The 22,175-nt window shown below is 66.6% G+C and carries 13 protein-coding genes, 3 tRNA genes and 1 pseudogene; 6 read left to right on the top strand and 11 right to left on the bottom strand.

Annotated features, from left to right (window positions below; genetic code table 11):
• The 8 genes from tuf to YWC_RS0127630 all read right to left on the bottom strand — a co-directional run.
• On the bottom strand, positions 1–877 hold an 877-nt coding region (tuf, locus tag YWC_RS0127665; protein ID WP_027867275.1), incomplete at its 3' end, for an elongation factor Tu.
• Positions 878–962: 85 nt separating this feature from the next.
• A tRNA-Thr gene (locus YWC_RS0127660) sits at positions 963–1,037 on the bottom strand.
• A gap of 32 nt (positions 1,038–1,069) precedes the next feature.
• A tRNA-Gly gene (locus tag YWC_RS0127655) sits at positions 1,070–1,143 on the bottom strand.
• Between the two features lie 36 nt (positions 1,144–1,179).
• Positions 1,180–1,264 (bottom strand) — tRNA-Tyr (locus tag YWC_RS0127650).
• Positions 1,265–1,651: 387 nt separating this feature from the next.
• On the bottom strand, positions 1,652–3,187 hold the full coding sequence (locus YWC_RS0127645; protein ID WP_027868221.1) for an HDOD domain-containing protein: 1,536 nt from the start codon (positions 3,185–3,187) through the stop codon (positions 1,652–1,654).
• Between the two features lie 24 nt (positions 3,188–3,211).
• Positions 3,212–4,894 (bottom strand): response regulator, encoded by a 1,683-nt coding sequence (locus YWC_RS31330; protein ID WP_051306822.1) that lies wholly within the window; start codon positions 4,892–4,894, stop codon positions 3,212–3,214.
• A 145-nt stretch (positions 4,895–5,039) separates the two neighbouring features.
• Positions 5,040–6,032, bottom strand: coding sequence for a J domain-containing protein (locus YWC_RS0127635; RefSeq protein WP_027868220.1), 993 nt, complete (start codon positions 6,030–6,032; stop codon positions 5,040–5,042).
• 110 nt (positions 6,033–6,142) lie between these two features.
• On the bottom strand, positions 6,143–7,291 hold the full coding sequence (locus YWC_RS0127630; RefSeq protein ID WP_027868219.1) for a class I SAM-dependent methyltransferase: 1,149 nt from the start codon (positions 7,289–7,291) through the stop codon (positions 6,143–6,145).
• Between the two features lie 75 nt (positions 7,292–7,366).
• Here YWC_RS0127630 and YWC_RS0127625 point away from each other — a divergent pair, with 75 nt between their 5' ends.
• The 3 genes from YWC_RS0127625 to ttcA are packed head-to-tail and all read left to right on the top strand — an operon-like array spanning position 7,367 to position 9,486.
• Positions 7,367–8,158 (top strand): SDR family oxidoreductase, encoded by a 792-nt coding sequence (locus YWC_RS0127625; RefSeq protein WP_027868218.1) that lies wholly within the window; start codon positions 7,367–7,369, stop codon positions 8,156–8,158.
• A gap of 12 nt (positions 8,159–8,170) precedes the next feature.
• Entirely contained in the window at positions 8,171–8,569 is a 399-nt protein-coding gene (locus YWC_RS0127620) for a dihydroneopterin aldolase (protein WP_027868217.1), read from the top strand.
• Positions 8,566–9,486 (top strand): tRNA 2-thiocytidine(32) synthetase TtcA, encoded by a 921-nt coding sequence (ttcA, locus tag YWC_RS0127615; RefSeq protein ID WP_027868216.1) that lies wholly within the window; start codon positions 8,566–8,568, stop codon positions 9,484–9,486. The genes YWC_RS0127620 and ttcA overlap by 4 nt, the downstream gene beginning before the upstream one ends.
• Here ttcA and YWC_RS0127610 read toward each other — a convergent pair whose 3' ends face one another.
• The gene (locus YWC_RS0127610) at positions 9,487–10,083 is read right to left on the bottom strand and encodes a PEP-CTERM sorting domain-containing protein (RefSeq protein ID WP_027868215.1); all 597 of its coding nucleotides are present in this window, start codon (positions 10,081–10,083) and stop codon (positions 9,487–9,489) included.
• Positions 10,084–10,319: 236 nt separating this feature from the next.
• On the opposite strand from YWC_RS0127610, the gene YWC_RS0127605 reads away from it, so the two are divergent.
• The 3 genes from YWC_RS0127605 (at position 10,320) to YWC_RS0127595 (ending at position 13,128) form a co-directional block, all read left to right on the top strand.
• Entirely contained in the window at positions 10,320–10,835 is a 516-nt protein-coding gene (locus YWC_RS0127605) for a SixA phosphatase family protein (RefSeq protein ID WP_027868214.1), read from the top strand.
• Positions 10,836–10,963: 128 nt separating this feature from the next.
• Complete coding sequence (locus YWC_RS0127600; RefSeq protein WP_027868213.1) at positions 10,964–12,169, top strand: helix-turn-helix transcriptional regulator; 1,206 nt, start codon at positions 10,964–10,966, stop codon at positions 12,167–12,169.
• Positions 12,166–13,128 carry a GlcNAc-transferase family protein gene (locus YWC_RS0127595; RefSeq protein WP_169728168.1) on the top strand — a complete coding sequence of 321 codons (963 nt, stop codon included), beginning with the start codon at positions 12,166–12,168 and terminating at the stop codon, positions 13,126–13,128. The genes YWC_RS0127600 and YWC_RS0127595 overlap by 4 nt, the downstream gene beginning before the upstream one ends.
• A 95-nt stretch (positions 13,129–13,223) precedes the next feature.
• Here YWC_RS0127595 and YWC_RS0127590 read toward each other — a convergent pair whose 3' ends face one another.
• Together YWC_RS0127590 and YWC_RS33485 are read right to left on the bottom strand one after the other, a co-directional pair.
• The gene (locus tag YWC_RS0127590; protein WP_027868211.1) at positions 13,224–21,887 is read right to left on the bottom strand and encodes a hypothetical protein; all 8,664 of its coding nucleotides are present in this window, start codon (positions 21,885–21,887) and stop codon (positions 13,224–13,226) included.
• Positions 21,888–21,897: 10 nt separating this feature from the next.
• A pseudogene (locus tag YWC_RS33485) lies at positions 21,898–22,175 on the bottom strand (hypothetical protein); the annotation flags it as partial.

Below are 22,175 nucleotides of genomic sequence, written 5' to 3'. Positions count from 1 at the left end.
GGCCACGCTGGACGTCTTCACGCTTGGTGCCGCGCAGCAGCAGGCCGACGTTGTCGCCAGCTTGACCCTGGTCCAGCAGCTTGCGGAACATTTCCACGCCGGTGCAGGTGGTCTTCACGGTGTCGATGATACCGACGATTTCGATCTCTTCGCCGACCTTGATGATGCCGCGCTCGACACGACCGGTCACCACGGTGCCGCGGCCCGAGATCGAGAACACGTCTTCCACCGGCATCAGGAAGGCGCCGTCAACGGCACGTTCCGGGGTCGGGATGTAGGTGTCCAGAGCTTCAGCCAGTGCGACGATCGCGTCTTCGCCCAGCGGACCAGCAGCGCCTTCCAGGGCCATACGAGCCGAACCCTTGATGATTGGCAGGTCGTCGCCCGGGAACTCGTACTTCGACAGGAGCTCGCGCACTTCCATTTCGACCAGTTCCAGCAGTTCTGCGTCGTCGACCAGGTCGCACTTGTTCAGGAACACGATGATGTACGGAACGCCAACCTGACGCGCCAGCAGGATGTGCTCGCGGGTCTGCGGCATCGGGCCGTCAGCGGCCGAGCACACCAGGATCGCGCCGTCCATCTGCGCTGCACCGGTAATCATGTTCTTGATGTAGTCGGCGTGGCCTGGGCAGTCAACGTGGGCGTAGTGACGGTTTGCGGTTTCGTACTCGACGTGCGCGGTGTTGATGGTGATGCCGCGTGCTTTCTCTTCCGGAGCCGCGTCGATCTGGTCGTAGGCCTTGGCTTCGCCGCCGAACTTCTTCGACAGAACGGTTGCGATTGCAGCCGTCAGGGTGGTTTTACCGTGGTCAACGTGACCGATGGTGCCGACGTTGACGTGCGGCTTGGTCCGTTCGAATTTACCTTTTGCCATTTGAGACTCCTAAGATCTAACGATTTTTTTGAGAATTACCAGGCACGACTGACGGACAAGCGCTACGGACTGCCGTACAAAATTCTGGTGCCCTTGACGTGGATTGAACACGTGGCCTCTCCCTTACCAAGGGAGTGCTCTACCACTGAGCTACAAGGGCTTATTTTTTGCGGTTAGAAACACCGCACTAACTGGAGCGGGTGAAGGGAATCGAACCCTCGTCGTAAGCTTGGAAGGCTTCTGCTCTACCATTGAGCTACACCCGCGAGGTACAACTTTTCAATTCCTTCGACTTTTCTTTTTGGTGGTGGGGGCTGGATTCGAACCAGCGTACTCAGAGAGGGCAGATTTACAGTCTGCTGCCTTTAACCACTCGGCCACCCCACCGCGAAGAACCGCAGAGTATGAAGCAAGCTCAACGTAGTGTCAACTATGTTTCATCAGACTTTGTCTGGCTTCGCATAGCAGCGTTGCTTCGGGGCGTGATTGTAACGGGCGGGATGCAAAACCACAAGGGTGATTTTGCGGGAATTGCAGGGATGTCGAAATAAAACGTTTTTGGGATACCCTGTGCGGCGATGTTTCCTCGCCCACCGCCCTCAAAACCGTCGCTCCGGCGAAGGCCGGAGCCCAATTTTGTATGCGTGTTAGTGGCGCTTCGCGAATGCGCCCGTCACTGCGCAAAGGAATTGGATCCCGGCCTGCGCCGGGATGCCGGTCTCGAGCCTCATGGTGAAACCAGCTGTAGCAGTGTGCAGACACGTGCAGGCACAGTCAGCCTTGTCCCAGCGCAGCCAGCACCTGTCCCTTGAGCGCCTTGATGAGCGCCGTCTCGTCCGGCGGCACGCCCTCCGGCGCGGTCAGCGTGCGGTCCGCGTAGAACAGCCCCAGCTGCACCTTCCCCACCACCAGCGGCAGCACGATGAAGCTGCGCGCCTCCGGCAGCAGCTTGCGGTGCCACTCCGGCAGCAGGTCGCGGATCTTGGGGCTGGAGGCGTCCGAGATCATCAGGTCGGCGTCGTTCTCCATCGCCAGGTGGAACAGGTCGCGGTTCGAGGCCACCGGGAAGGCGAAGCCGGCCTGCTGGCGCGCGCTATCCTCGCCCAGCACCACGCGTGCCCGGTACTGGCCGCTCTTCGCATCCTTCAGGCACACGGTGGCGAAGCGAAAGCCCAGCGCGCCGTACAGGGTCTCGAGCACCGCCAGCACCACGTCGTTGACCTTGCTGCCCGAGGCGCGCATCTGGGTCACGTCCTGCACGCCGGCCAGCAACAGGTCGCGCGCGTTCTTCGGCTTGCCGCTCGGATGAAGGCCCTCCTGCTCCTCCTCGCCGGCGTCGAGCGTGGCCAGCATCAACACGTTCGGCAGGCCCTTGCCGCCCTCCTGCGCCTCGCTCCTTGGGGTGGGCTGCATGTTCATGCTCTCCAGCAGGCCGCGCATGCCGTCCTGCACCGCCGACAGCAGCGCGTCCATGCGGTCGCGGTCGAGGTCGAGGGCCTCGCCGTAGCGCCCCAGCAGCGCCAATGACGCCGATGAGCCGGCCGGCTCGTGGGTCCGGGCCAGCAGGCGCGCCACGTCCAGGCCGAAGGCCGCCACCTGGCGCATCCATTCGCCGCGGTTGGCCGCCACCCTCACCGCGGTGGGCGGCAGGGCGGCCTGGGCGCGCACGATCACGTCCGGGATCTTCCATTCGGCCAGCACCGCCTGCGACAGCGCGTCGTAGCTTGCCCCAAGGATCATCTGCGAGGCCTGCCCCACGGTGTGCTTGCCCCCTGCCACCAGGGCTGCGATCTCGCGGTAGCGCTCGTGCTCGTGGCTGGCCACCAGCAGCGGGGCCAGGTTCTTGAACAGCGCGCAGATCGCCGCTTCCTCGGCGCCCTGGAAGAAGCTGTGGCGCGCCATCTCGCGGCCCACCAGGCTGGCGCACAGGGCCGCTTCCAGCTCCATGCGCACGCTGCCGGCATGTTCCGAGCTGTCGAGCGCATCGACCAGCAGCATCGCCAGCGCCGTGGTCTTGACGTTGTCGAAGCCGAGCAGCGAGATGGCGCGCGAGATCGTCGTCACCGGGGTGCCGCCCGGGGTGCGGTACTGGATGGTGTTGGACAGGCGCAGGATGCGCTGGGTGAGCGCCGGGTCCGAGACCACGTAATAGGCCAGGTCGTGGGTGCCCCGGTCGTCGCTCGAGGCCATCTCGACCACGCGGGCGATCGAGGCGCCGAGGGCGAACATCTCTTCGTCGCCGCAGACCTTGTGCATCAGGGCGGCGCGCACGCGCCGGGTCGCGCCTTCCGGCGGAATTGCGTCAAACATTGCTGCCATCGCGGCTCATCTTTCCTATGCTGCTTTCCCCGCGGGGGCGGCTGCAGGGGCACTTTTCTGGCCCGGCCTGGCCGGGCGCCCCTGCGCGTTGCGTTCGTATTTCCTGAGTACCTGGTGGTGCAGGGCCGACAAGGCGCCCAGCTTCGGGTTGCCCGGGTCGAGCGTGCGCACGTTGCCGATCAGGCTGACGGCCTGCTGGCCGAGCTTGTCCTCCCAGCCGTCGTGCTCGAGGCAGCGCAGGGTCGCCAGCGCGGCGTTGAAGGCCACCGCCGGATTGTTCGGCAGCTTGGCCGCGGCTTCCAGCATCATGCCCACGGCGCCCTTGTAGTCGCCGCTGCGGGCGCGCGCCGCGCCGTCGGCCACCAGGTCGACCACGTGCTGGCGGCTTTCCTGCGCCAGCGTGCGCGCCAGGTCGGGAAAGCCCGCCCCTTCCAGCACGCCCATCGCGCGCAGCATGGCGGCGTCGTTCGAGGCATTGCGCATGACTTCGCGCACCAGCTCGGCGCCGCCCTCTTCCATGTTGTTCTCGAGGCAGGTGCGCGCCAGCTCCAGCTTGAGCTCGGACGACAATCCGGGCACCTCGGCGCAGGCCGCCAGCGCAGCCGCCAGGGAGTCGTTCAGGCGCGCTTCGTTGCCGGTGTATTCGTGCAGCAGGGCCGAGGAAATCGCGCTGCACAGCACGGTGGTGGGACGCCCGCCCATCGAGCGGTCGAGGTCGCGGATGACCGAGGCCGCGGCCACCGGGTCGCCCTTCTTCACCAGCGTGCGCACCAGCTTGACGTGGTCCTCGGGGTCGCGGAATTCGGAATACTTGGCCTTGGCCACCACCTGCTTGAGCGCCTTCTCGGCCGCCGCGGTATCGCCGGCCTCGAAGGCGGTCTCGCCCAGCGTGCGCAGGCGCCGCACGGCATGCGGCGACACCGCCACCGCCTCATTCAGAACGGCCTGGGACTTGCCCAGGTCGCCCACCGCCGCGTGGGTGCGCGCCAGCCAGTCGTAGGCGTCGACGAAGTTGCGGTTGGTATCGACCAGCTCTTCCAGCATCCCCTTGGCTTCGTCGAACTGGCGGCGCAGGAACAGGGTCTTGGCCAGGCCCAGGCGCGCCCAGGCGATCGCCTTCATGTCGATGAGCTTGCGGTAGATCGGTTCGGCCTGGTCCGGCTCGCCCAGGAACACGTGCAGCTCGGCGCGCAGGCGCATGAAGTCGACCGCGTAGCGCGGATGCAGGCGCTCGCCTTCGATGCAGGCTTCGATCGCTTCGCGCTGGTCGCCGGCTTCCATCAGGGTATACACCGGCATGAAGGCGCTGCGGCGGTCGAGGGCGCGCGCGATGCGGTCCAGCAGGCGGTCGGCGGTAAAAGGCTTGAGGATGTAGTCGGTCGGCGCCAGCTCGGCGGCGCTGACCACCTTGCTGTGGTTGCCCTCGGCGGTGACCATGAAGAACATGGTCGACAGGGGCATCAGCTTGTGATGGCGCACGTCCTCGAGCAGCTGCTGGCCGTCCTGGCCGCCCTCGAGGTCGTATTCGCACAGGATCATGTCGAAGCTGCGCAGGCCGAGATGCTTGACCGCCAGGTTGGACGAACTGGCGTGCTCGATGCGCGTCAGGCCACACATGTTGAGCATGCTGTGGATGTTGGCGCGCATGCCCGAATGGGGCTCGATGATCAGGGCCGTGAGGCCTTCCAGTTCGTTCATGGGTTCTTGTCCAGCCTGCGTTGGGCGTGCGGCAACGCTGCATTGGCGTTGCATCAGCCCAGTATATTACGGCCAGGGAACAAATTACTTAAATTGGGTAAAGACGCAGCGCAAAGTTGTTTATTGCGCGAAAAAACGACAGGCGTCAGCCGCCGGGGGCGAAGGCGGCCGCCTGGCGCAGTTGTACCCGGCGGCCGTTCAGGCATTCGGTCTTGCCGTCGCCGACGATGATGTTCTGATAGCGGACTTCGTATTTTCCGGCGCTGAGCTTGTCGATCACGAACGTCGCGCGCGCCTGCACGAAGGCGTGGCGCACGTTCGAGCGGCGGTCGAGGTCATAGAGCTTGACGAAGATCGGCGAGGCGTTCGCGCTGTTGTCGATCAGGAACTGCATTTCGCTGCCGCTGTTGCCCACCGGGTAGCCCGGCAGGTAGCCGGACTCGGCCGGCCATGGGTCGCCGCTGGGGGCGGTCAGGGTCTGCAGGTCGGTGCCGCAGTCGGGCGCCTGCGCCGGCACCACCAGCTGGGTCACGGCGAGCGCCTTGATCTCGGGTGGCGGCGCCGGTCCTTCGCCGCCGAAGCGGCGCGCCCAGCCTTCGGTGCTGGCGTCGGCGCCGAGCTCGTCGGGACGGTCAGCGGGTACGCTCGGAGCCGCGCTCGAGCTCGCATCGGGCTTGCCGGCCCAGGCCAGCACCGGCGGCAGCTTGGCGCGCGGCGGCTCCACCAGGTAGACGGCGGCGCCCGCGCCGGCCACGAAGCAGGTGGCCAGGCCCAGCCACCAGCGCGGGTCGCGCATCAGGCGCGGCCGCGGGCGCGCAGACGTGTCCGGGACCTTCGGCTCCCAGGCATCCGGCCGCGGCGGGCGACCGGGCGTCTCTTCGGCGCCGGTGCTTTCCAGCCATTCGACTTCCCACTCTTCCGAGGCGATCCATTCGTCGTGCTCCTTGCGGCGCACCGGGTCGGACAGGGTGTTGTAGGCGGTATTGACGATCGCCATGATGCGGGCGGCTTTTTCGTCGCCCGGATTCTTGTCGGGATGGTATTTCTGGCTGAGGGCCTTGTATGCCGCACGAATGACTTCCGCCGGCGCGCCGCGCGCGACCTTCAGGTTGTCATAGTGGGTATGGATCTTGGCCATAATCTTTCAGGTGCGCGGTTCCGTCGGCGCTGTTCCGTTGACCATCTGCGGACGCTCCGGGTTGTACAGCTTAGCCGGATTTGTATCCAGAGCGCAAGATGTCAAAAATTCTACAGGCGGTGGGCCCGGTCCGCCCGCACGATTGCGTCTGGCAAGTCCACATCCTGCCCCACCACCAGCACCTTGAACAGCTCGCCCATCTCGGCCGGCGATACCAGCTTCTGCACCGCCTTCGATTGCGGCAGGAAGCGCAGCGCATCGGCCGGGTCGGTTTCCATCAGCAGCTCGCCGATGCCGCAGCCGAGCAGGAAGGAGGCCTGGTTCATGTAGGCCAGCACCGGCAGGCCGGCTTCCTGCGACGCCAGCGCCATCGCGGTGAAGTCCACGTGGGCGGTGATGTCCTGCAGTCCCGGCAGGTAGAACGGATCCGGATGCGAATGGTGGCGGTAGTGGCACATCAGGGTGCCGCCCATGCGCTGGTCGAGGTAGTACTCGTGCGCCGGGAAACCGTAGTCGAACAGGAAGGCGGCGCCGCGCCCGCCCTTCATCATCGTCGCCAGCGAGCCCATGAAGCCTTCGGCCACCGGGTGGATCTCGGTGACGTAGCCGTCCGGCAGGTGCTCGGCCTCGGGAACCTGGCGCGCCACCTGGGCCGCAAGCGCCGGCGGCAGCGCCTGCTGGACGAAGGCGAAGGCGCCGTTTTCCACGGTGACCATCTGGCGCTGCCAGCGGCCGTCCTTGCGGATGACCAGTTCGACCGGCATCGCATCGAGCACCTCGTTGGCCAGCACCACGCCGCTGAACGATTCGGGCATGCCGTCCAGCCACGTTACCACCGGCAGGTCCTTCAGGGCTTCCTGCTGGCGCGCGCGCAGCTCGCCCGACAATTCGATGATGGTGTACGAGCGCACCTGCACGCCCATCTCGCCAAGCGCGGTGAGCACGTCGCGCGCCAGCTTGCCAGTGCCGGCGCCGAATTCGATGATATCGGGCGCGCTTTGGGCGATAATAGCGGCTGCCGCGCGCGCCAAGGCTGCCCCGAACAGGGGCGACATCTCGGGCGCGGTCGTGAAATCGCCGCTAGCCCCCAGTTTGGACGCGCCGCCGCTGTAATACCCGAGCCTGGGTGCATACAGCGCCAGTTCCATGAACCGTGAAAACGCCATCGCCCCACCGAGCTGTTCGATCTCGGCGGCGATCAGTTGTTGCAGGGAGTGGGACGCGGCGAGCGCGTCGGGAGTAGGTGCGGGCAGGGACATGCCGGCATTGTAGCGAAACGGCCAACAAGCAGCATCTTTCAACCTCAGCACACATCCTCAGTACAAGATCGATCGATGACGCAATCCGCCCACACCGCTTCGAAGCTCGCGCTCGTGACCGGCGCCGGCCGCCGCCTAGGGCGTGCGATCGCGCTCGGCCTGGCTGGCGCCGGCTGGGACGTCGCCGTGCACTACCGCCATTCCGAGCGCGAGGCCCTGGAGACAGCGCAAGCTATCCGCGCCCTCGGCCGGCGCGCCGCCCTGTTTCAATGCGACCTGCTCGATGAAGCCGCGGTACGCGCCCTGCCCGGCCGCGTGGCGGCGGAACTGGGCGTGATCGGCTGCGTGGTCAATAACGCATCGTTGTTCGAATACGACAGTGCGACCAGTTTTTCGCCGGCCCTGCTCGCCACGCATATGGGTGCGAACCTGACCGCGCCGCTGCTGCTGGCGCAGGCCCTGCACGCCGCCACGCCGGCAGGCGCCCAGTCCGTGGTGATCAACCTGCTGGACCAGAAACTGTACAATCTCAACCCGGATTTTCTGTCGTACACGCTGTCGAAGGCGGCGCTGCACGCGGCCACCACGATGCTGGCGCAGGCGCTGGCCCCCGCGGTGCGCGTGGTCGGCGTGGCGCCCGGCATCACGATGGTGTCGGGCGAGCAGAGCGAGGAAGGCTTCGCGCAGGCGCACCGCATGACGCCGCTGGGCCGTTCCTCGACCCCCCAGGACATCGCCGATGCGGTGGTGTATGCCGCCGGCGCACGCGCGCTGACCGGCACCACCCTGCTGGTCGATGGCGGCCAGCACCTGGCGCCATTATCACGAGACGTGATGTTCCTGACTGAAAACAATCATCATTCCTAATAAGGCTTTACCATGTTATCCGCCCTGATCCACCCGAGCTTGCGCGACTGCCGCCGGCTGTTCCTGCGCAATTACGAAGTCATGATCAACATCGGCGTGCACGACTTCGAGAAGCGGGCGGAACAGCGTGTCCTGATCAATGTCGACCTGTACATCCCGCTCGAGCAGTCGACCCCGAAGGCCGACCAGCTGTCGGAAGTGGTCGACTACGACTTCATGCGCGAGACCATCGCCAAGCGCATCTCGAAAGGCCACATCCACCTGCAGGAAACCCTGTGCGACGACGTGGTCAAGGCGATGCTGACCCACCCGCGGGTGCGCGCCGCGCGCGTGTCGACCATGAAGCCGGACGTCTACCCGGATTGCGAAGGCGTGGGCGTGGAAGTGTTCCAACTGAAGGAAGAAGCATGAGCGAAGCGGATTTCGACCAGATGAACGCCGATGCCGCCAAGAAGGCGGAGAAGGTGGCGTTCGAGAACAACAAGCTGCACAAGCGCCTGTGCCGCCTGGTGGGCCAGGCGATCGGCGACTTCAACATGATCGAGGACGGCGACAAGGTGATGGTCTGCCTGTCGGGCGGCAAGGACAGCTACGCCCTGCTGGACATCCTGATGACCCTGCGCGAGCGCGCGCCGATCCATTTCGACATCGTCGCGGTCAACCTCGACCAGAAGCAGCCGAACTTCCCGGCCGACATCCTGCCGGCCTACCTCGAGAAGCTGGGTATTCCGTACCATATCGAAAACCAGGACACCTACAGCATCGTCAAGCGCCTGATCCCGGAAGGCAAGACCACCTGCTCACTGTGCTCGCGCCTGCGGCGCGGCATCCTGTACCGCGTGGCGGACGAGCTGGGCTGCAACAAGATCGCCCTGGGCCACCACCGCGACGACATCCTCGAAACCTTCTTCCTGAACATGTTCTTCGGCGGGAAGCTGAAGGGCATGCCGGCCAAGCTGGTCTCGGACGACGGCAAGCACATGGTGATCCGCCCGCTCGCCTACGTGAAGGAAGCCGATACCGAGCGCTATGCGGAAGTCAAAGGCTTCCCGATCATCCCGTGCGACCTGTGCGGCTCGCAGGAAAACCTGCAGCGCAAGCAGATCAAGGCCATGCTGCGCGATTGGGAAAAGAAGCATCCGGGCCGCGTCGAGAACGTGTTCTCGTCGCTCTCCACCGTGGTGCCCTCGCACCTGCAGGACCGCGACCTGTTCGGCTTCGTCGACCTGAAGACCGACGGCGTGGCGAATCCGAACGGCGACATCGCCTTCGACGAGGAGCCGTGCTCGACGCCGGCGGCAAACACGATCTCGCTCACGCAGCTCTGATCATCCGGGGCGCCGGCGTCGTGCTCCCATGAGGGCCGCCAGACCGGCAGCCAGCATCATGCCGGCGGCCGGCTCGGGCACTGCGGACACCTGGGTGATCCGCAGCGTCGTGTCCTCGGTCCAGAAATACGAGCCGTACGAGCTCCTGTAGAAGGCGTAGCTGTAGTCTGCACCGGTATCCGTCCGCACGATACTTTCCATCCGGCCGCCCAGGTCCTGGTTCCACTGTCCCGTCATCTCGAAGCTCGGCCCAAGCGGTCCCTCGGGCGCAAACACGAAGCGGCTCAGGGTGCAGTTGTTGCCGCTGTCGCCCCAGGTGCCGCAAGTGGCATAGTTTCCAGAAACACCGTCATGGCCAAACCTGAGCTCGCTTAACTCGGACCGGTCGATCCAGCCGTCGCGGTTGCGGTCCTCCCCTTTGACCAGTCCGCTCAGGGTAACGGGGGTAAAAGGCGGCGGCGGGTCCGGTTCCGGACTCCAGTGCGTGCTCCGGCCAAGGACGTCGAGAAATTCCACCCGCCACGTGGTTTCCTGGCCCTGCGCGCCGGCGGCGGCCAGCGCCAGTACTGCGGTGGCCAGCAGTTGTCGATTCTCCAATTCTAATCCTCCTCTGGAAAAGCGCATCGCTGAAGCCGCAGGCCAATCGACTGGCGGCCTCGGGCATAGAGTAGCGCTGCAAGGAGAGCGTGTCGCGCCAGCGCCCATGCGTGCGTGCGGTGCGGACAAAAATACAACTCGGCAGCATCGCGCCTGGCTCAGCGGCGAAAGCCTGAATGAACCGGCAAAGACATGCTACGCTGCCTGCTTTTCGTCCCCATCGACAAGAGGATCCCATGAGCCTGTCCGCCCGCCTGTTCCGCTGCCTGTCCTTCAGCCTGGCCATCCTCGCCCCCGGCGCGGCGCTGGCCGAGCCGAGCGCGATCTACCTCGTGCGCCATGGCGAGAAGGCCAGCGTGGGCCAGGACCCGGAACTGACCCCGCAAGGCCAGGCGCGGGCCCAGGCGATTGCCACCATCCTGTCGCGCACCGGCATCACCGCCGTGTTCAGTACGCCGACCCAGCGCACGCGCCAGACCGCCCAGCCGCTGGCCCAGCGCATCGGGCTCGAGGTGCAGCTGTATGACCCGCGCGCGCCGAAGGCGCTGGTCGAGAAGGTGAAAGCCTTGTCCGGGCCGGTGCTGGTGGTGGGTCACTCGAACACCCTGCCGGAACTGGTGCGGCTGTTCGGCGGCGCGCCCGGCGCCGACATCGGCGACGACGAATACGACCGCGTCTACCAGCTCACGCCGGCGTCGGGAGACGCGGTCAGGACCGTCCTGCTGAGTTCCCCATCATCCAGCGCTCTCTGATCCGGAGCGCCGTTCTGTATTATCAATACAACAATATTAAAATTTTGGCGAGGCGGCAGGACAACCAGTAGTTTCAATACTTCTTTGCATCAGTTAGGATGCATGGGAATTATTGAGCGGAGCAAATTTTGGATCTGTCCCAGGCGCAGTTCGACCGCGCCGTCAACCTCATCTACGACACGCTGGACAACCGGGCCGCCTGGCGCAGCGTGCTCGAATGCCTGCACGAGGCGGTCGGCGGGCGCGCCATCCACATGCTCGCTTTCGACGCCACCCATGGCGCCCTGTCGTACAGTGACGGCGCCGCGATGGCGCCGCAGATCGACCTGGAATACATCCAGAAATACCAGTTCGTCGATCCGCGTGTCGGGCTGATGCGTACGCAATGGGCGGACGAGTGGCTGCACTGCCACGAGCACTTCGACGAGGCCTTCGTCGCCAGCGACCCGTTCTACCAGGAGTTCCTGCTCCCGCACGGCGCGCGCTACCTGACAGCCTGCAAGCTGGTCGAGAACAGCGAAGCAACCGTGCTCCTGGCCTGCCTGCGGCGTCCCGGCGAAGGCCCGATGCCGCCGGACGCCCTGGCCTTCCTCGACCGCCTGCGCCCGCACCTGCAGCGTGCCACGCGCATGGGCCTGGCCCAGTTCGTGTACTCGGCCCAGGCCCTGGTCGGGCACGCACTGGTCGACAAGCTGCGCCAGCCGGTCATGCTCCTGACCACCGGCGGCGAGGTGGTGCTGGCGAACGAGGCGGCGCGCTGCCTGCTCGGCTCGACCAGCCTGGTGCAGGTGGACGACAAGCGCCTGGTGCTGCCGCAAGCCTACCGCCGCGCCTTCCTCGACCAGTGCGCGGAGCTCGAGCACGGGGCGCGCACCGCTGGCGGCGCCGGCGCCGACACGGGGAAGGCCTTCCGTTCGCTGCACATGAGCAGCGAACCCGGCGCCGCGCCGGACGTCCTGTACGGCTTCTTCACCTTGCTGCTGCCGGAACGCACCCTGGGCAGCTTCGGCCTGCGTCCGCTGGTGATGCTGTTCTTCTACCACCCAACCTCGGCCCAGGAGATCGACTCCGATCTGCTCACCGCGGCGTTCGGCCTGTCGCATGCCGAATGCCGCGTGGCCTCGCTGCTGGCCGACGGCATACCGCTCAAGAGCATCGCCGAAACCCTGGGCGTGCAGTACGATACCGTGCGCAAGCAGCTGATGTCGATCTACCAGAAGACCGCGACCAACCGCCAGCCGGAACTGGTGCGGCTGCTGATGAACCTTCCCGCTTCGGCCGTGCAGCGCGCCATCACGGCCGAAGGCAATGCATTCAAAGGATGTACCACTTGATACCGAGCACTTCCCAGACCATCTTCATCAGCATCGCATCCTACCTCGACCCGATGCTGTTCTTCACCCTGAACGACGCGGTAGCGAAGGCCGCCCGTCCGGAGCTGCTGTCGCTTGGCGTGGTCAACCAGCACGTGGAAGACCAGCGCGCCGCGATCGCAGCCCTGCCCTTCGCGCGCCAGGTGCGCTACGTGCACCTGCATCCGCAGGACACGCTGGGCGTGAGCTGGGCACGCAGCACCGCCTTTTCGCTGTACGACGGCGAAGCCTTCCTGCTGCAGGTCGATTCGCACACCCTGTTCGAGCCGGGCTGGGACGAGCAGCTGCGCAGCCTGCACGCGAAGTTGCGCGAGCGCTCGGCCAAGCCGGTCGTCAGCACCTATCCCTACCGCTTCGACATGGTCGACGGCGTGCCGCAGTACACCCCGAGCGAAGGCCGCACCGCGCTGGTGCTGCGCCCGCATCCGGAAACGACGCTGGCGCCGGGCGACGCCGTGCTGCGCTTCATGGCGCGGCACCTGTTCACCAGCGAGCCGGTGATGGGCTGCCACGTGTCGGCCGGCTTCCTGTTCGCGGCCGGCAGCTTCGTGGAAGAGGTGCCCTACGATCCCTACCTGTACTTCCATGGCGAGGAACAAAGCCTGGCGGTGCGCGCCTTCACGCGCGGCTGGGACATCTTCCACCCGCTTACCACGCCGGTCTACCACCTGTACAAGACCGAGGGCACGCCCTACGAGACCCATCACTGGCACGGCGAAACCGACGCGCGCCGCGCCTTCCAGTCGGCCTATCTCACCGAGCGCGCCAAACAGCGCCTGACCCGCCTCCTGATGGGCGACGGCCTGCCCGGCGCCTATGGCCTGGGCAGTGCGCGGACCATGGCCCAGTATGCCGAAATGAGCGGTATCGACTACGCCAGCCAGACCATCAGCGACCCCTTCGGCGGGCAGCTCTGCTGAGCGGTTTCCCGCTCGGCCATGAAAAAAACCCCTGGCGGCCGCAAGCGGCTGCCAGGGGTTTTCCTTAAGAGACGGTGGCTGCGCCACCGTTCCCGTCAAGTCGGAAAGCCTACCAGCGTCACCCAAACCGAATCGGCGACTTCGGTGCTGGCATCGTTGGCATAGTCGCGCTCGCCGTCGCCGTCCTTGTCGTTCCAGACCTGTACGTTGTAGCGCTCGATGCCCTTGACATAGTCGGTCTCTCCGGCGGCGACGATCTTGTACTGGTAGCCGGCGGCGTAGGCCGCGGCATCGGCGCCGCCCAAGCCGCCAGTAAGTACAGTGAAGCTTACCGCGTCGCGCTCGGCCACGCTGCCGACGTAGATCTCGAGGATGTCCCCGGCCTGGCTACGGCCGGAGCTGCCCAGGTTGGTACCGCCGTCGAGGTAGTTGACGCCCTTGCCCAGTACGAAACTGTCGGCATAGGCGGTCCCGACCACGGTGTCGCCGCCGCCGCGCGCATCGATGTAGACTCCGGCCTCATACTTCGCCATCAGGGCTTTCACCTCTGCAGACAGCAGGTCGGGCGCGGACACGGTCTCGCCGAAGCCGGTGCCATTGATCCAGGCCAGGTTACCCATGTTTGCCAGGTCGTGGCCCTGGGCGGTCTTGGTCGGGTCGGTCGCGCTCACCTTTTGCTCGCCGACAGTGGGCGCCAGGTCGATCTGCTTCACGAAACTGGTCTGGTTGTCCTTGTCGTTCCGGTGCCAGATCCGGACCGCCTCGATGTCCTTGAGGTAGTCGTATTCCGCGCCACGCTCGAGCTTGAAGGCATAGCCGGCATTGAAGGCCGCCAGGTCGTCGCCGGTCGCGCTTGACGTCAGCTGCACCGCGCGCACCGCTGCGCCTTCGGCGGCGCTGCCGACATAGACGCTCAGGTAGTCGCGCGCGGCGTTGCCCTGCTGGTCGGAACCGATGTTGGCGCCGCCGTCGATGCGGTTGAAACCGCTGCCTGCGTTGATATCGTCGGCGTAGGCCGAACCGATGAAGCTGTCGTTGCCGGCCCCAAGGTCGGCGTAGACGCCGCGCTTGTACTGGTCCATCAGCGCGCGCGTCGCTGCCGTCACGTTGGCCGCCACGCTGAGCTGCTCGGAACCGGCCCAGCCCTGGAACCAGGCGAAATGCACGCTCCCGGCCAGCGGATTGCCGGAGGCATCCTTGGTGGAATCGGTGGTGCTGACCTGCACCTCGCCGATGGATGTCTCCATCTGCACGCCGCGTACATGCTGCAGTTCGTCGCCCTGGGCCTGGCCGTCGCCGTTCTTGTCGTTCCAGACCTGGATGTCGAGCCGCTCGATGTTCTTCACATAGTCGGTCGAGAACGCGCCGTTAACGATCTTGAAGCGGTAGCCTTCGGCGAAAGCCTGTGCATCGGCATTGTCCATGCCCGCGGTGAGCTCGACGATCTGCAGCGCATCGGCCGCGGCCGCGTCGGCGACGTGGACCTGGAGAACGTCCGCACCAGGCCAGCCACCGCTGTTGGTGCCCAGGTTGGCGCCGCCATCGAGCTTGTTGATGCCGCTGCCGGTCACGAAGTAGTCGGCGAATGCCGATCCGACGACACGGTCGTTGCCCGCCCCCATGTCCACGTGCACGCCGCGTCCATACTCGTTCATCAGTCCCTGGGTGGAGGCGCTGACGTCGGCCGCGACGCTGAAGCTGTCGTCCGCCGCCGTACCGTAGGCCCAGGCGAAATGGCTGTAGTTCGACAGCGGGCTGCCGCCGCTGTCCTGGCCCGGCTTGGTGGCGCTGGCGCTCACCTCGTCCACCTGCACGGCCAGCGAGATGCGGCGGTTGTACTGGACTTCGCTGCCGTAATCGCGCTGGCCGTTGCCGTTGGCATCGTTCCAGATATGGATATTGACCACCTCGATGTTCTTCACATAGTCGGTCTCGGCGCCCGCCACGATCTTGTAGGCATAGCCCTTCTCGAAGGCCAAGGCATCCTGGCCACTCATGCCGGCGGTGAGCGCTACCGCACGAACCTGCGCGGCGGCCGCGGCGTCCGCCACGTAGACCTCCAGCTGGTCGCGGGCGGCGCCGCCGTGCGGCATGCTGCCGGCCTGGGCGCCGCCATCGATCCAGTTGGTTCCGGCACCGACGGTGAAGTTATCGCCATAGGCCGAACCGACGACGGTGTCGTTGCCGGCGCCGGTGTCGACGTACACGCCGCGCTGGTAGCTGTCCATCTGCGCCCGGGTGGCGGCCGAGATGTCGGTGTTGGCGTCGAAGCGGTTGTCCATGTCCCAGCCGTAGGCCCTGGCATGGTGCATGATCTCGCCCAGCGGCGTGCCGCCCACGTTCTCCGGACGCACCTCGTCCACGCGCAGCTTCACGTTGATTTCGCGCACCCAGGACATCATTTCGCCAGGGTCCTGCTGGCCGTTGCCGTTGCTGTCGTTCAGCTTGAAGATGACGATCGACTCGACATTCTTGACGTAGTTGATTTCGTTGCCGTTGACGACCTTGATGGTATAGCCGTCCGCGAACGCGGCGGCATCCTCGCCGGTCGCCCCAGCCTCGAGTTTGATGACGCGCACGGCGCCAGCCTGCTGGTCGCTGGTGACGTAGACGTTGAGACGGTCGAAGCCTGCGGTACCGGCATACGGATGGGCGCCTTCGTTGGCGCCGCCGTCGACCCGGTTCACACCGCTGCCCATGGTGAATTCGTCGCTGTAGGCAGTGCCGATGACGACATCGTTGCCTGCGCCCATCGAGAAGGTGGCCCCGCGCTGGTATTGCTGCATCAGGCTTTGCGCCGCGGCCGAGAAGCCGGTGGCGGCGTCGAAGGTCTCGGCGCGGGCGCTGCCGTCCACGTTCGCCATGAAGGTGATCTTGCCCAGTTCCTGCCCGCTGGTACTGCGTCCCGGCTGCCCTTCGGCGGTTTCATTCACCTTGATGCCGATGCGGACCTGGGTGCTGGCCACCGTCCCGAGCGCGCCGCCGTTGCCCTGGCTGCCGTCGTTGCCGTCGCTGAAACGCCAGTCGATGGTGACCGACTCCGGCGGATTGCTGCCGGCGTTGGCGTAGGCGATCCCGTGCAGCGCACGGTTCACCAGGCCCTGGCTGGCCTGGTTGTTAAAGGAAAGCACGAGGGTGCCGCCGGCCTGCGATGCGCTGCCGATGGCGATTCCGGCGACCCGCAGGATTCCGCCGGCGATGAGGACTTCGCCGCTGCCGGAGAACAGGTCGTCGGCGCTGGCGCCGCCCTGGCGTTCCAGGGTGAGCCTGGCGCCGCCATAATTGCCGCGCGCGGCCAGTTCGGCGTCGTAGACCGCGACGTTGCTATCGAGAACCTGTGGCTGCACGCCGTTGGAGCGCACCACGCCGCCATCGAGCGTCGACACCGGCGCCGCATTGAAGCTCGGGTCGAGCCTGCCGTCCGCGTCGAGGCGGGCGATCAGGCTGTTGGCATCGAATTGCATGCTGGTATAGGCGTTTGCGAACACGACGATCTTTCCGCCGCTGAGCGACAGGCCGACCGCGTTGGCGCCGACGCCGTTCGTCGGTATCCTGGCGACGCCGTTGACGCCGAAGGCGGTGTCGAGGCTGCCGTCCTGGTGGTAGCGCACCAGCGCCAGCTCGCCGCCGCCAACGCTGCTCGCAAGCGGCTCGCCGGTGCTGCCGAGGACGAGGATCTTGCCGTCGGACTGGACCTGGACCCGGTTGTAGAGGTCATTGCCGTCGCTCAGGCGGGCCTTCACCATGCCGCCGGTGCCGAAGCTGGTATCCAGCGAGCCGTTCGTATTCAGGCGCAACAACAGCCCGTCCACGTCGCCGCTGCCGTCGCCGCTGCGCATGGTGCCGGCCACCAGCAGCTTGCCGTCGGCCTGCACGATCACGTCGCGCCCGGTATCGGTTCCCGGGCTCACCGGGAGCATCACATGGCCGCCGGTGCCGAAGCCGGTGTCGAGGGTGCCGTCCTGGTTGAATCGCGCCACGGCCACGTCCAGACGCCCGCTGCCGGTCGCATAGCCCACCAGCACGATCTTTCCGTCCGGCTGCAGGGTGGCCCCGGCGACAGTGTCGTTGGTGGCCGCGATCGACAGGGTGGCGAAGCCGGTCTGGTTGAAGCTGGTGTCAAGGCTGCCGTTCGCGTTCAGGCGCGCCAGCGCCATGTCGCCGGCCGTGCCGGCGCTGGTCCAGCCGGCCACGACGATCTTGCCGTCGGCCTGGACCATCAGCTTGACCGGCTGGTCGTTGCCGGTGCTGACCTTGATGAGCGTCCGTCCGTCGCTGCCGAAGCTCGTATCCGGCGATCCGTTGGCGTTCAGGCGCAACACCTGCATGTCGTAGGGCTGGCCGGGGGTAGTGGCCACGACCAGCACCTTGCCGTCCGCCAGCTCCACCGGCGCGGTATTGGCGAAACTGCGCAGGCCCGCGATATCGACGCGGCCGTTGCCGCCGAACGAGGTATCGATGCTGCCGTCGGCGTTGTGACGCGCCAGCACGGCCTGGCTCGGCGCGCCGTCATTGGTGGCAATGATGCGGAAGCTGAGCAGCTTGCCATCGCGGAGCACGGCGCCGCCCAGGGTCGTGTAGTCGTCGCCGGCCGCGTCGATCGCCACGCCTGCCGGAGCCCCGGCGAAGGTCGGGGCGCTGTTGGCGCGGACCGGCGGCAGGGTCTGCTCGCCCAGCTGGATCGAACGGGCGAAGCGGATCTCGTTGGCGGGATCGTCCTGCGGGCCGCCGTCCTGGAAGCCGTCGCCGTCCTTGTCGTTCCAGACCAGCACATGGACCTGCTCGATGTTCTTGACGTAGTCGACTTCGATGGCGCCGTTGGCGACCTTGTATTCGTAGCCGAGGGCGAAGGCGTCGGCGTCGGCGCCGCTGGAGGCGGCACCGAGTTTCGTGACCGTGACGGCGTCCGCCGCGGCCTGGTCGGCCACGTACATCTGGATCACGTCGGCCGCCGCGCCGCCACCCGGGCTGGTGCCCTGGTTGGCGCCGCCGTCGACATGGTTGATGCCGGCGCCGGCGACGATGTTGTCGCCATAGGCGCTGCCGACGATGCGGTCATTGCCGGCGCCGGTGTCCACGAAGACGCCTCGCCCGGCCGCATCCATCAGCGCACGGGTCGGCGCCGAAACGTCGACCGCCGCATTGAAGCTGTCGTCACCGGCGGTGCCGGTGGCCCAGGCCAGGTGCATGTAGTTGGCCGGGCTGTCGCCGGCGGCGATTTCATGTACCTCGAGCGCCAGCGGAATGTGCCTGCCGGTTCCCGTGCCGGGCACGTGGATCGACACCGCCTCGATGTTCTTGAGGTAGTCCTTCTGGGTGCTGTTCGCACCGTAGGTGACCATCCAGGTGTAGCCCGGATCGTCCGAGGCTACCACCTTCACCGCATTCATCGCGGCGACGCTGTCCACCTCGATCTGGAACACGTCGCTGGCCTTGCGCCCGCCCGGGTCGCGGCCGGCGTTGGCGCCGCCGTCCACGCGCGAATTGCCGGCGCCATTGCGAATGAAGTCGCCGTAAGCGCTGCCGACGATGGTGTCGTTACCAGCGCCACCATCGATCCAGACGCCGCGCCCGTGGTTTGCCATGGCCGCCGCCAGGGGGCTCGACAGCATGCCGGCCGCGCTCATGTCGATGCTGTCGGCGCCCGCGGTGCCGTTCACCCAGGCCAGGTGGGAATAGTTGCCGATTTCGCTGTCGGCCAGGTTGGCTTCCTGCACCGACACCACCAGGGGGATGTCGCGCGCAAAGCTGCTGCTGCCGTCGCTCTTGGCGATCTGGATGCTGACGCGTTCGATACCCTTGATGTAGTCGGTCTCGGCGCCGGCGCTCACCTTGTGGGTATAGCCGGCCGCGAACGCCGCCGCTTCCTCGGCGCTGCCACCGGCCGCCAGCGCGGTGACCTGCACCGCGTCGGCCGCGGCCTGGCTGGCCACGGTCACGCGCAGCACATCCTGCGCCTTGCCACCCCAGGGCAGCGTACCGGTATTCGCGCCGCCATCGACGTAGTTGGTACCGGCGCCGGCGTCGATATCGTCGCCATAGGCGGAACCGACGACCGTGTCATTGCCGCCTTTCAGGTTCACGTAGACGCCGCGGCCGTGCTGGTCCATCAGCGCGCGCGTGCCGGCCGACAGGTCCGCAGCGGCGTCGAAGCTGTCGGTCCCGCCGGTTCCCTCGACCCAGGCAAAGTGCATGTTCTGGGCCAGGTCCTGGGAGCCGGCCGCGATTTCGTGCACCTGCAGCGCCAGCGGAATCCATTTGCCGGTGCTGGTGCCGTTGACATGGACGGAAATCGCTTCCACGTTCTTCAGGTAGTCCTTCTGGGTGCTGCCGGGGCCGTAGCTCACCATCCAGGTGTAGTTGCCGTCGTCCGAGGCCTCGACCCGGATCGCATCCATCTCGGCGGCGCTGGCGACCGAGATCTCGAACACGTCCTGGCCGCCGATATTGGCGCCGCCGTCGATCCTGGCGCTGCCGGTCCCATTGCGGAAGTTGTCGGCATAGGCGCTGCCGGTGATCGTGTCGTCGCCGGCGCCGCCGTCGATCCACACGCCGCGGCCCTTGCTGACCATGGCGGCCTTGAGCGGCGCGGACAGCAGGGTCGACGCGGCGCTGGCGTCGATACTGTCGGCGCCTTCCGTACCGTTGACCCAGGCCAGGTGGTAATGGTTGGAAGCGTCAGGCGCGGCCAGGTCGGCCTCCTGCGCCACCACCACCAGCGGAATGTCGCGACTCCAGGCGCTGCCGCCGTTGGCGGTGGCGATCTGCACCACGACCCGTTCGATGCCCTTCAGGTAATCGGTCTCGGCGCCTGCCGCGACCTTGTGCGTATAGCCCTTGTCGAATGCTTCGGCATCGGCGCCGGACATGCCGGCTGTCAGCTGCGTCACCTTCACGGCGTCCGCCGCGGCCTGGCTGGCCACGGTGACGCGCAGCACGTCCTGGGCCAGACCGCCCCAGGGCGGCGAGCCGGCGTTGGCGCCGCCGTCCACGTAGTTGACGCCGGCGCCCATGTCGAAATCGTCGCCGTAGGCGCTGCCGGTAGCGCTGTCGTCGCCGGCGCCCATGTCGACCCAGACGCCGCGGCCGTGCTGGTCCATCAGGGCCTTGGTCGCTGCCGACAGGTCGGTGGACGCATTGAAGCCGTCCTTGTGCTCGGTTCCCTGGACCCAGGCGTGGTGCATCTGCTTCGCCGCATCCTGTCCGCCCGCGATCTCGTTCACCTGGACGGCCAGCGGAATCCATTTACCGGTCGAAGTGCCGCTCACGTGCACCGAGATCGCCTCGATGTTCTTCAGGTAGTCCTTCTCGGTCTTGCCGTCGCCGTAGGTGACCATCCAGGTGTAGGCCGGGTCGTCCGAAGCGACGACGCGCACGGCGTTCATCTCGGCCGCGCTGGCCACCGCGATCTCGAAGACGTCCTTGCCACCAACGTTGGCGCCGCCGTCGATCTTCGCGTTGCCGGCGCCATTGCGGAAGTTGTCGGCATAGCCGGTGCCGGTGATCGTATCGCCGCCGGCGCCGCCGTCGACCCAGACGCCGCGCCCGCGCGCGCCGATCGCAGTCTTGAGCGCCGCCGACAGCAGCGCAGTGTCGCCGGACAGGTCGATGGCGTCGGCGCCCGCGGTGCCGTAGACCCAGGCCAGGTGGTAATAGTCGATGCCGGAACTGGACAGGTCGGCCTCGTGTGCCACCACGGCCAAGGGGATGTCGCGCACCCAGGTTCTGCCGCCATCGGCGGTCCCGACCTGCACGCTGATGCGTTCGATGCCCTTGAGGTAATCGGTCTCGCTGCCCGCCACCACCTTGTGGGTATACCCGTCGATGAAGGCCTGGGCGTCCGCACCGCTCGAGCCGGAGACCAGCTGCGTCACCTGTACGGCATCCGCCGCGGCCTGGTTCGCCACCACGACGTGCAGCACGTCCTGGGCCTTGCCGCCCCATGGCGGCGAGCCGGTGTTGGCGCCGCCGTCCACGTAATTGGTGCCGGCGCCCATGGTGAAGTCGTCGCCATAGGCGCTGCCCTGCGCCGTATCGTCGCCGGCGCCGGCGTCGATCCAGATGCCGCGTCCGTGCGTGTCCATCAAGGCCTTGGTGGCGGCCGAAACGTCGGCCATGCTGAAGCGGTCATTGAAGCTGGTGCCCTGGACCCAGGCCAGGTGCATGTAGTCGGCGGGTTTCTCGGCCACGCCGATCTCGTGCACGTCTTGCGCCAGGCTGATCGTTTTGACATAGCCGCCCGAAGCCAGGAACACGTTGACCTGCTCGATGTTCTTGACGTAGTTGGTATCGGCGCCGTTGACGATCTTGATGCGGTAGCCGTCGGCATACGCATCGCCATCCGGCCCGAGAGCGGATGCGCTGAGCGCTACCGCGTCCACTACCGCGCCGGCCGCGGCGCTGTCGACAAAGACGTTGAGGATGTCGCGCGCCTTGCCGCCGTGCGGCGGAGTGCCGATATTGGCGCCGCCGTCGATCCGGTTATTGCCCGCACCGGCGTCGATGGTGTCGGCATAGTCCGAGCCGACCACGGTGTCGTCGCCGGCGCCCATGTTGACCACGATTCCGCGCTGGTACTGGGTCATCAGCGCGCGCATCTCCGCCGTGATCGTGGCGCTCGCGAAATCGAAGTTCTCCGCCGCGGCGGTGCCGTTGGCGATGACAAAATAGTATTGATCGATCAGCAGCGAACCCCAAGCGGTCTTGGTCTTGCCGGAGTCAGTCGGGTCGAGCGGAATTTCGTTGATTTGGATGGTCATTGGATTGTCCTCAGTGCGTTCGTTGCCGTGCGCTTAGCCGCGCGGGAAGCCGGTTGGCGGAAGGGTCGGGGCGGCCGTTGGCGGCGCGGTCGGCGCGGCGGTCGGGGCGGGGGTCGGAGCACTGGTCGGCGCGGCAGTCGGCGCAGCCGTCGGGGCCGGGGTTGGCGCGGCGGTCGGGGCTGGCGTCGGGGCCGCAGTCGGGGCGGGCGTCGGCGCCGCAGTCGGCGCAGGTGTCGGCGCTGCGGTCGGTGCAGGCGTTGGCGCTGCGGTCGGCGCAGGCGTCGGCGC

This window comes from Massilia alkalitolerans DSM 17462, assembly GCF_000427785.1.
GTDB classification, from domain to species: Bacteria; Pseudomonadota; Gammaproteobacteria; order Burkholderiales; family Burkholderiaceae_D; genus Telluria; species Telluria alkalitolerans.
This window is presented reverse-complemented; position numbering and strand designations above follow the sequence as displayed.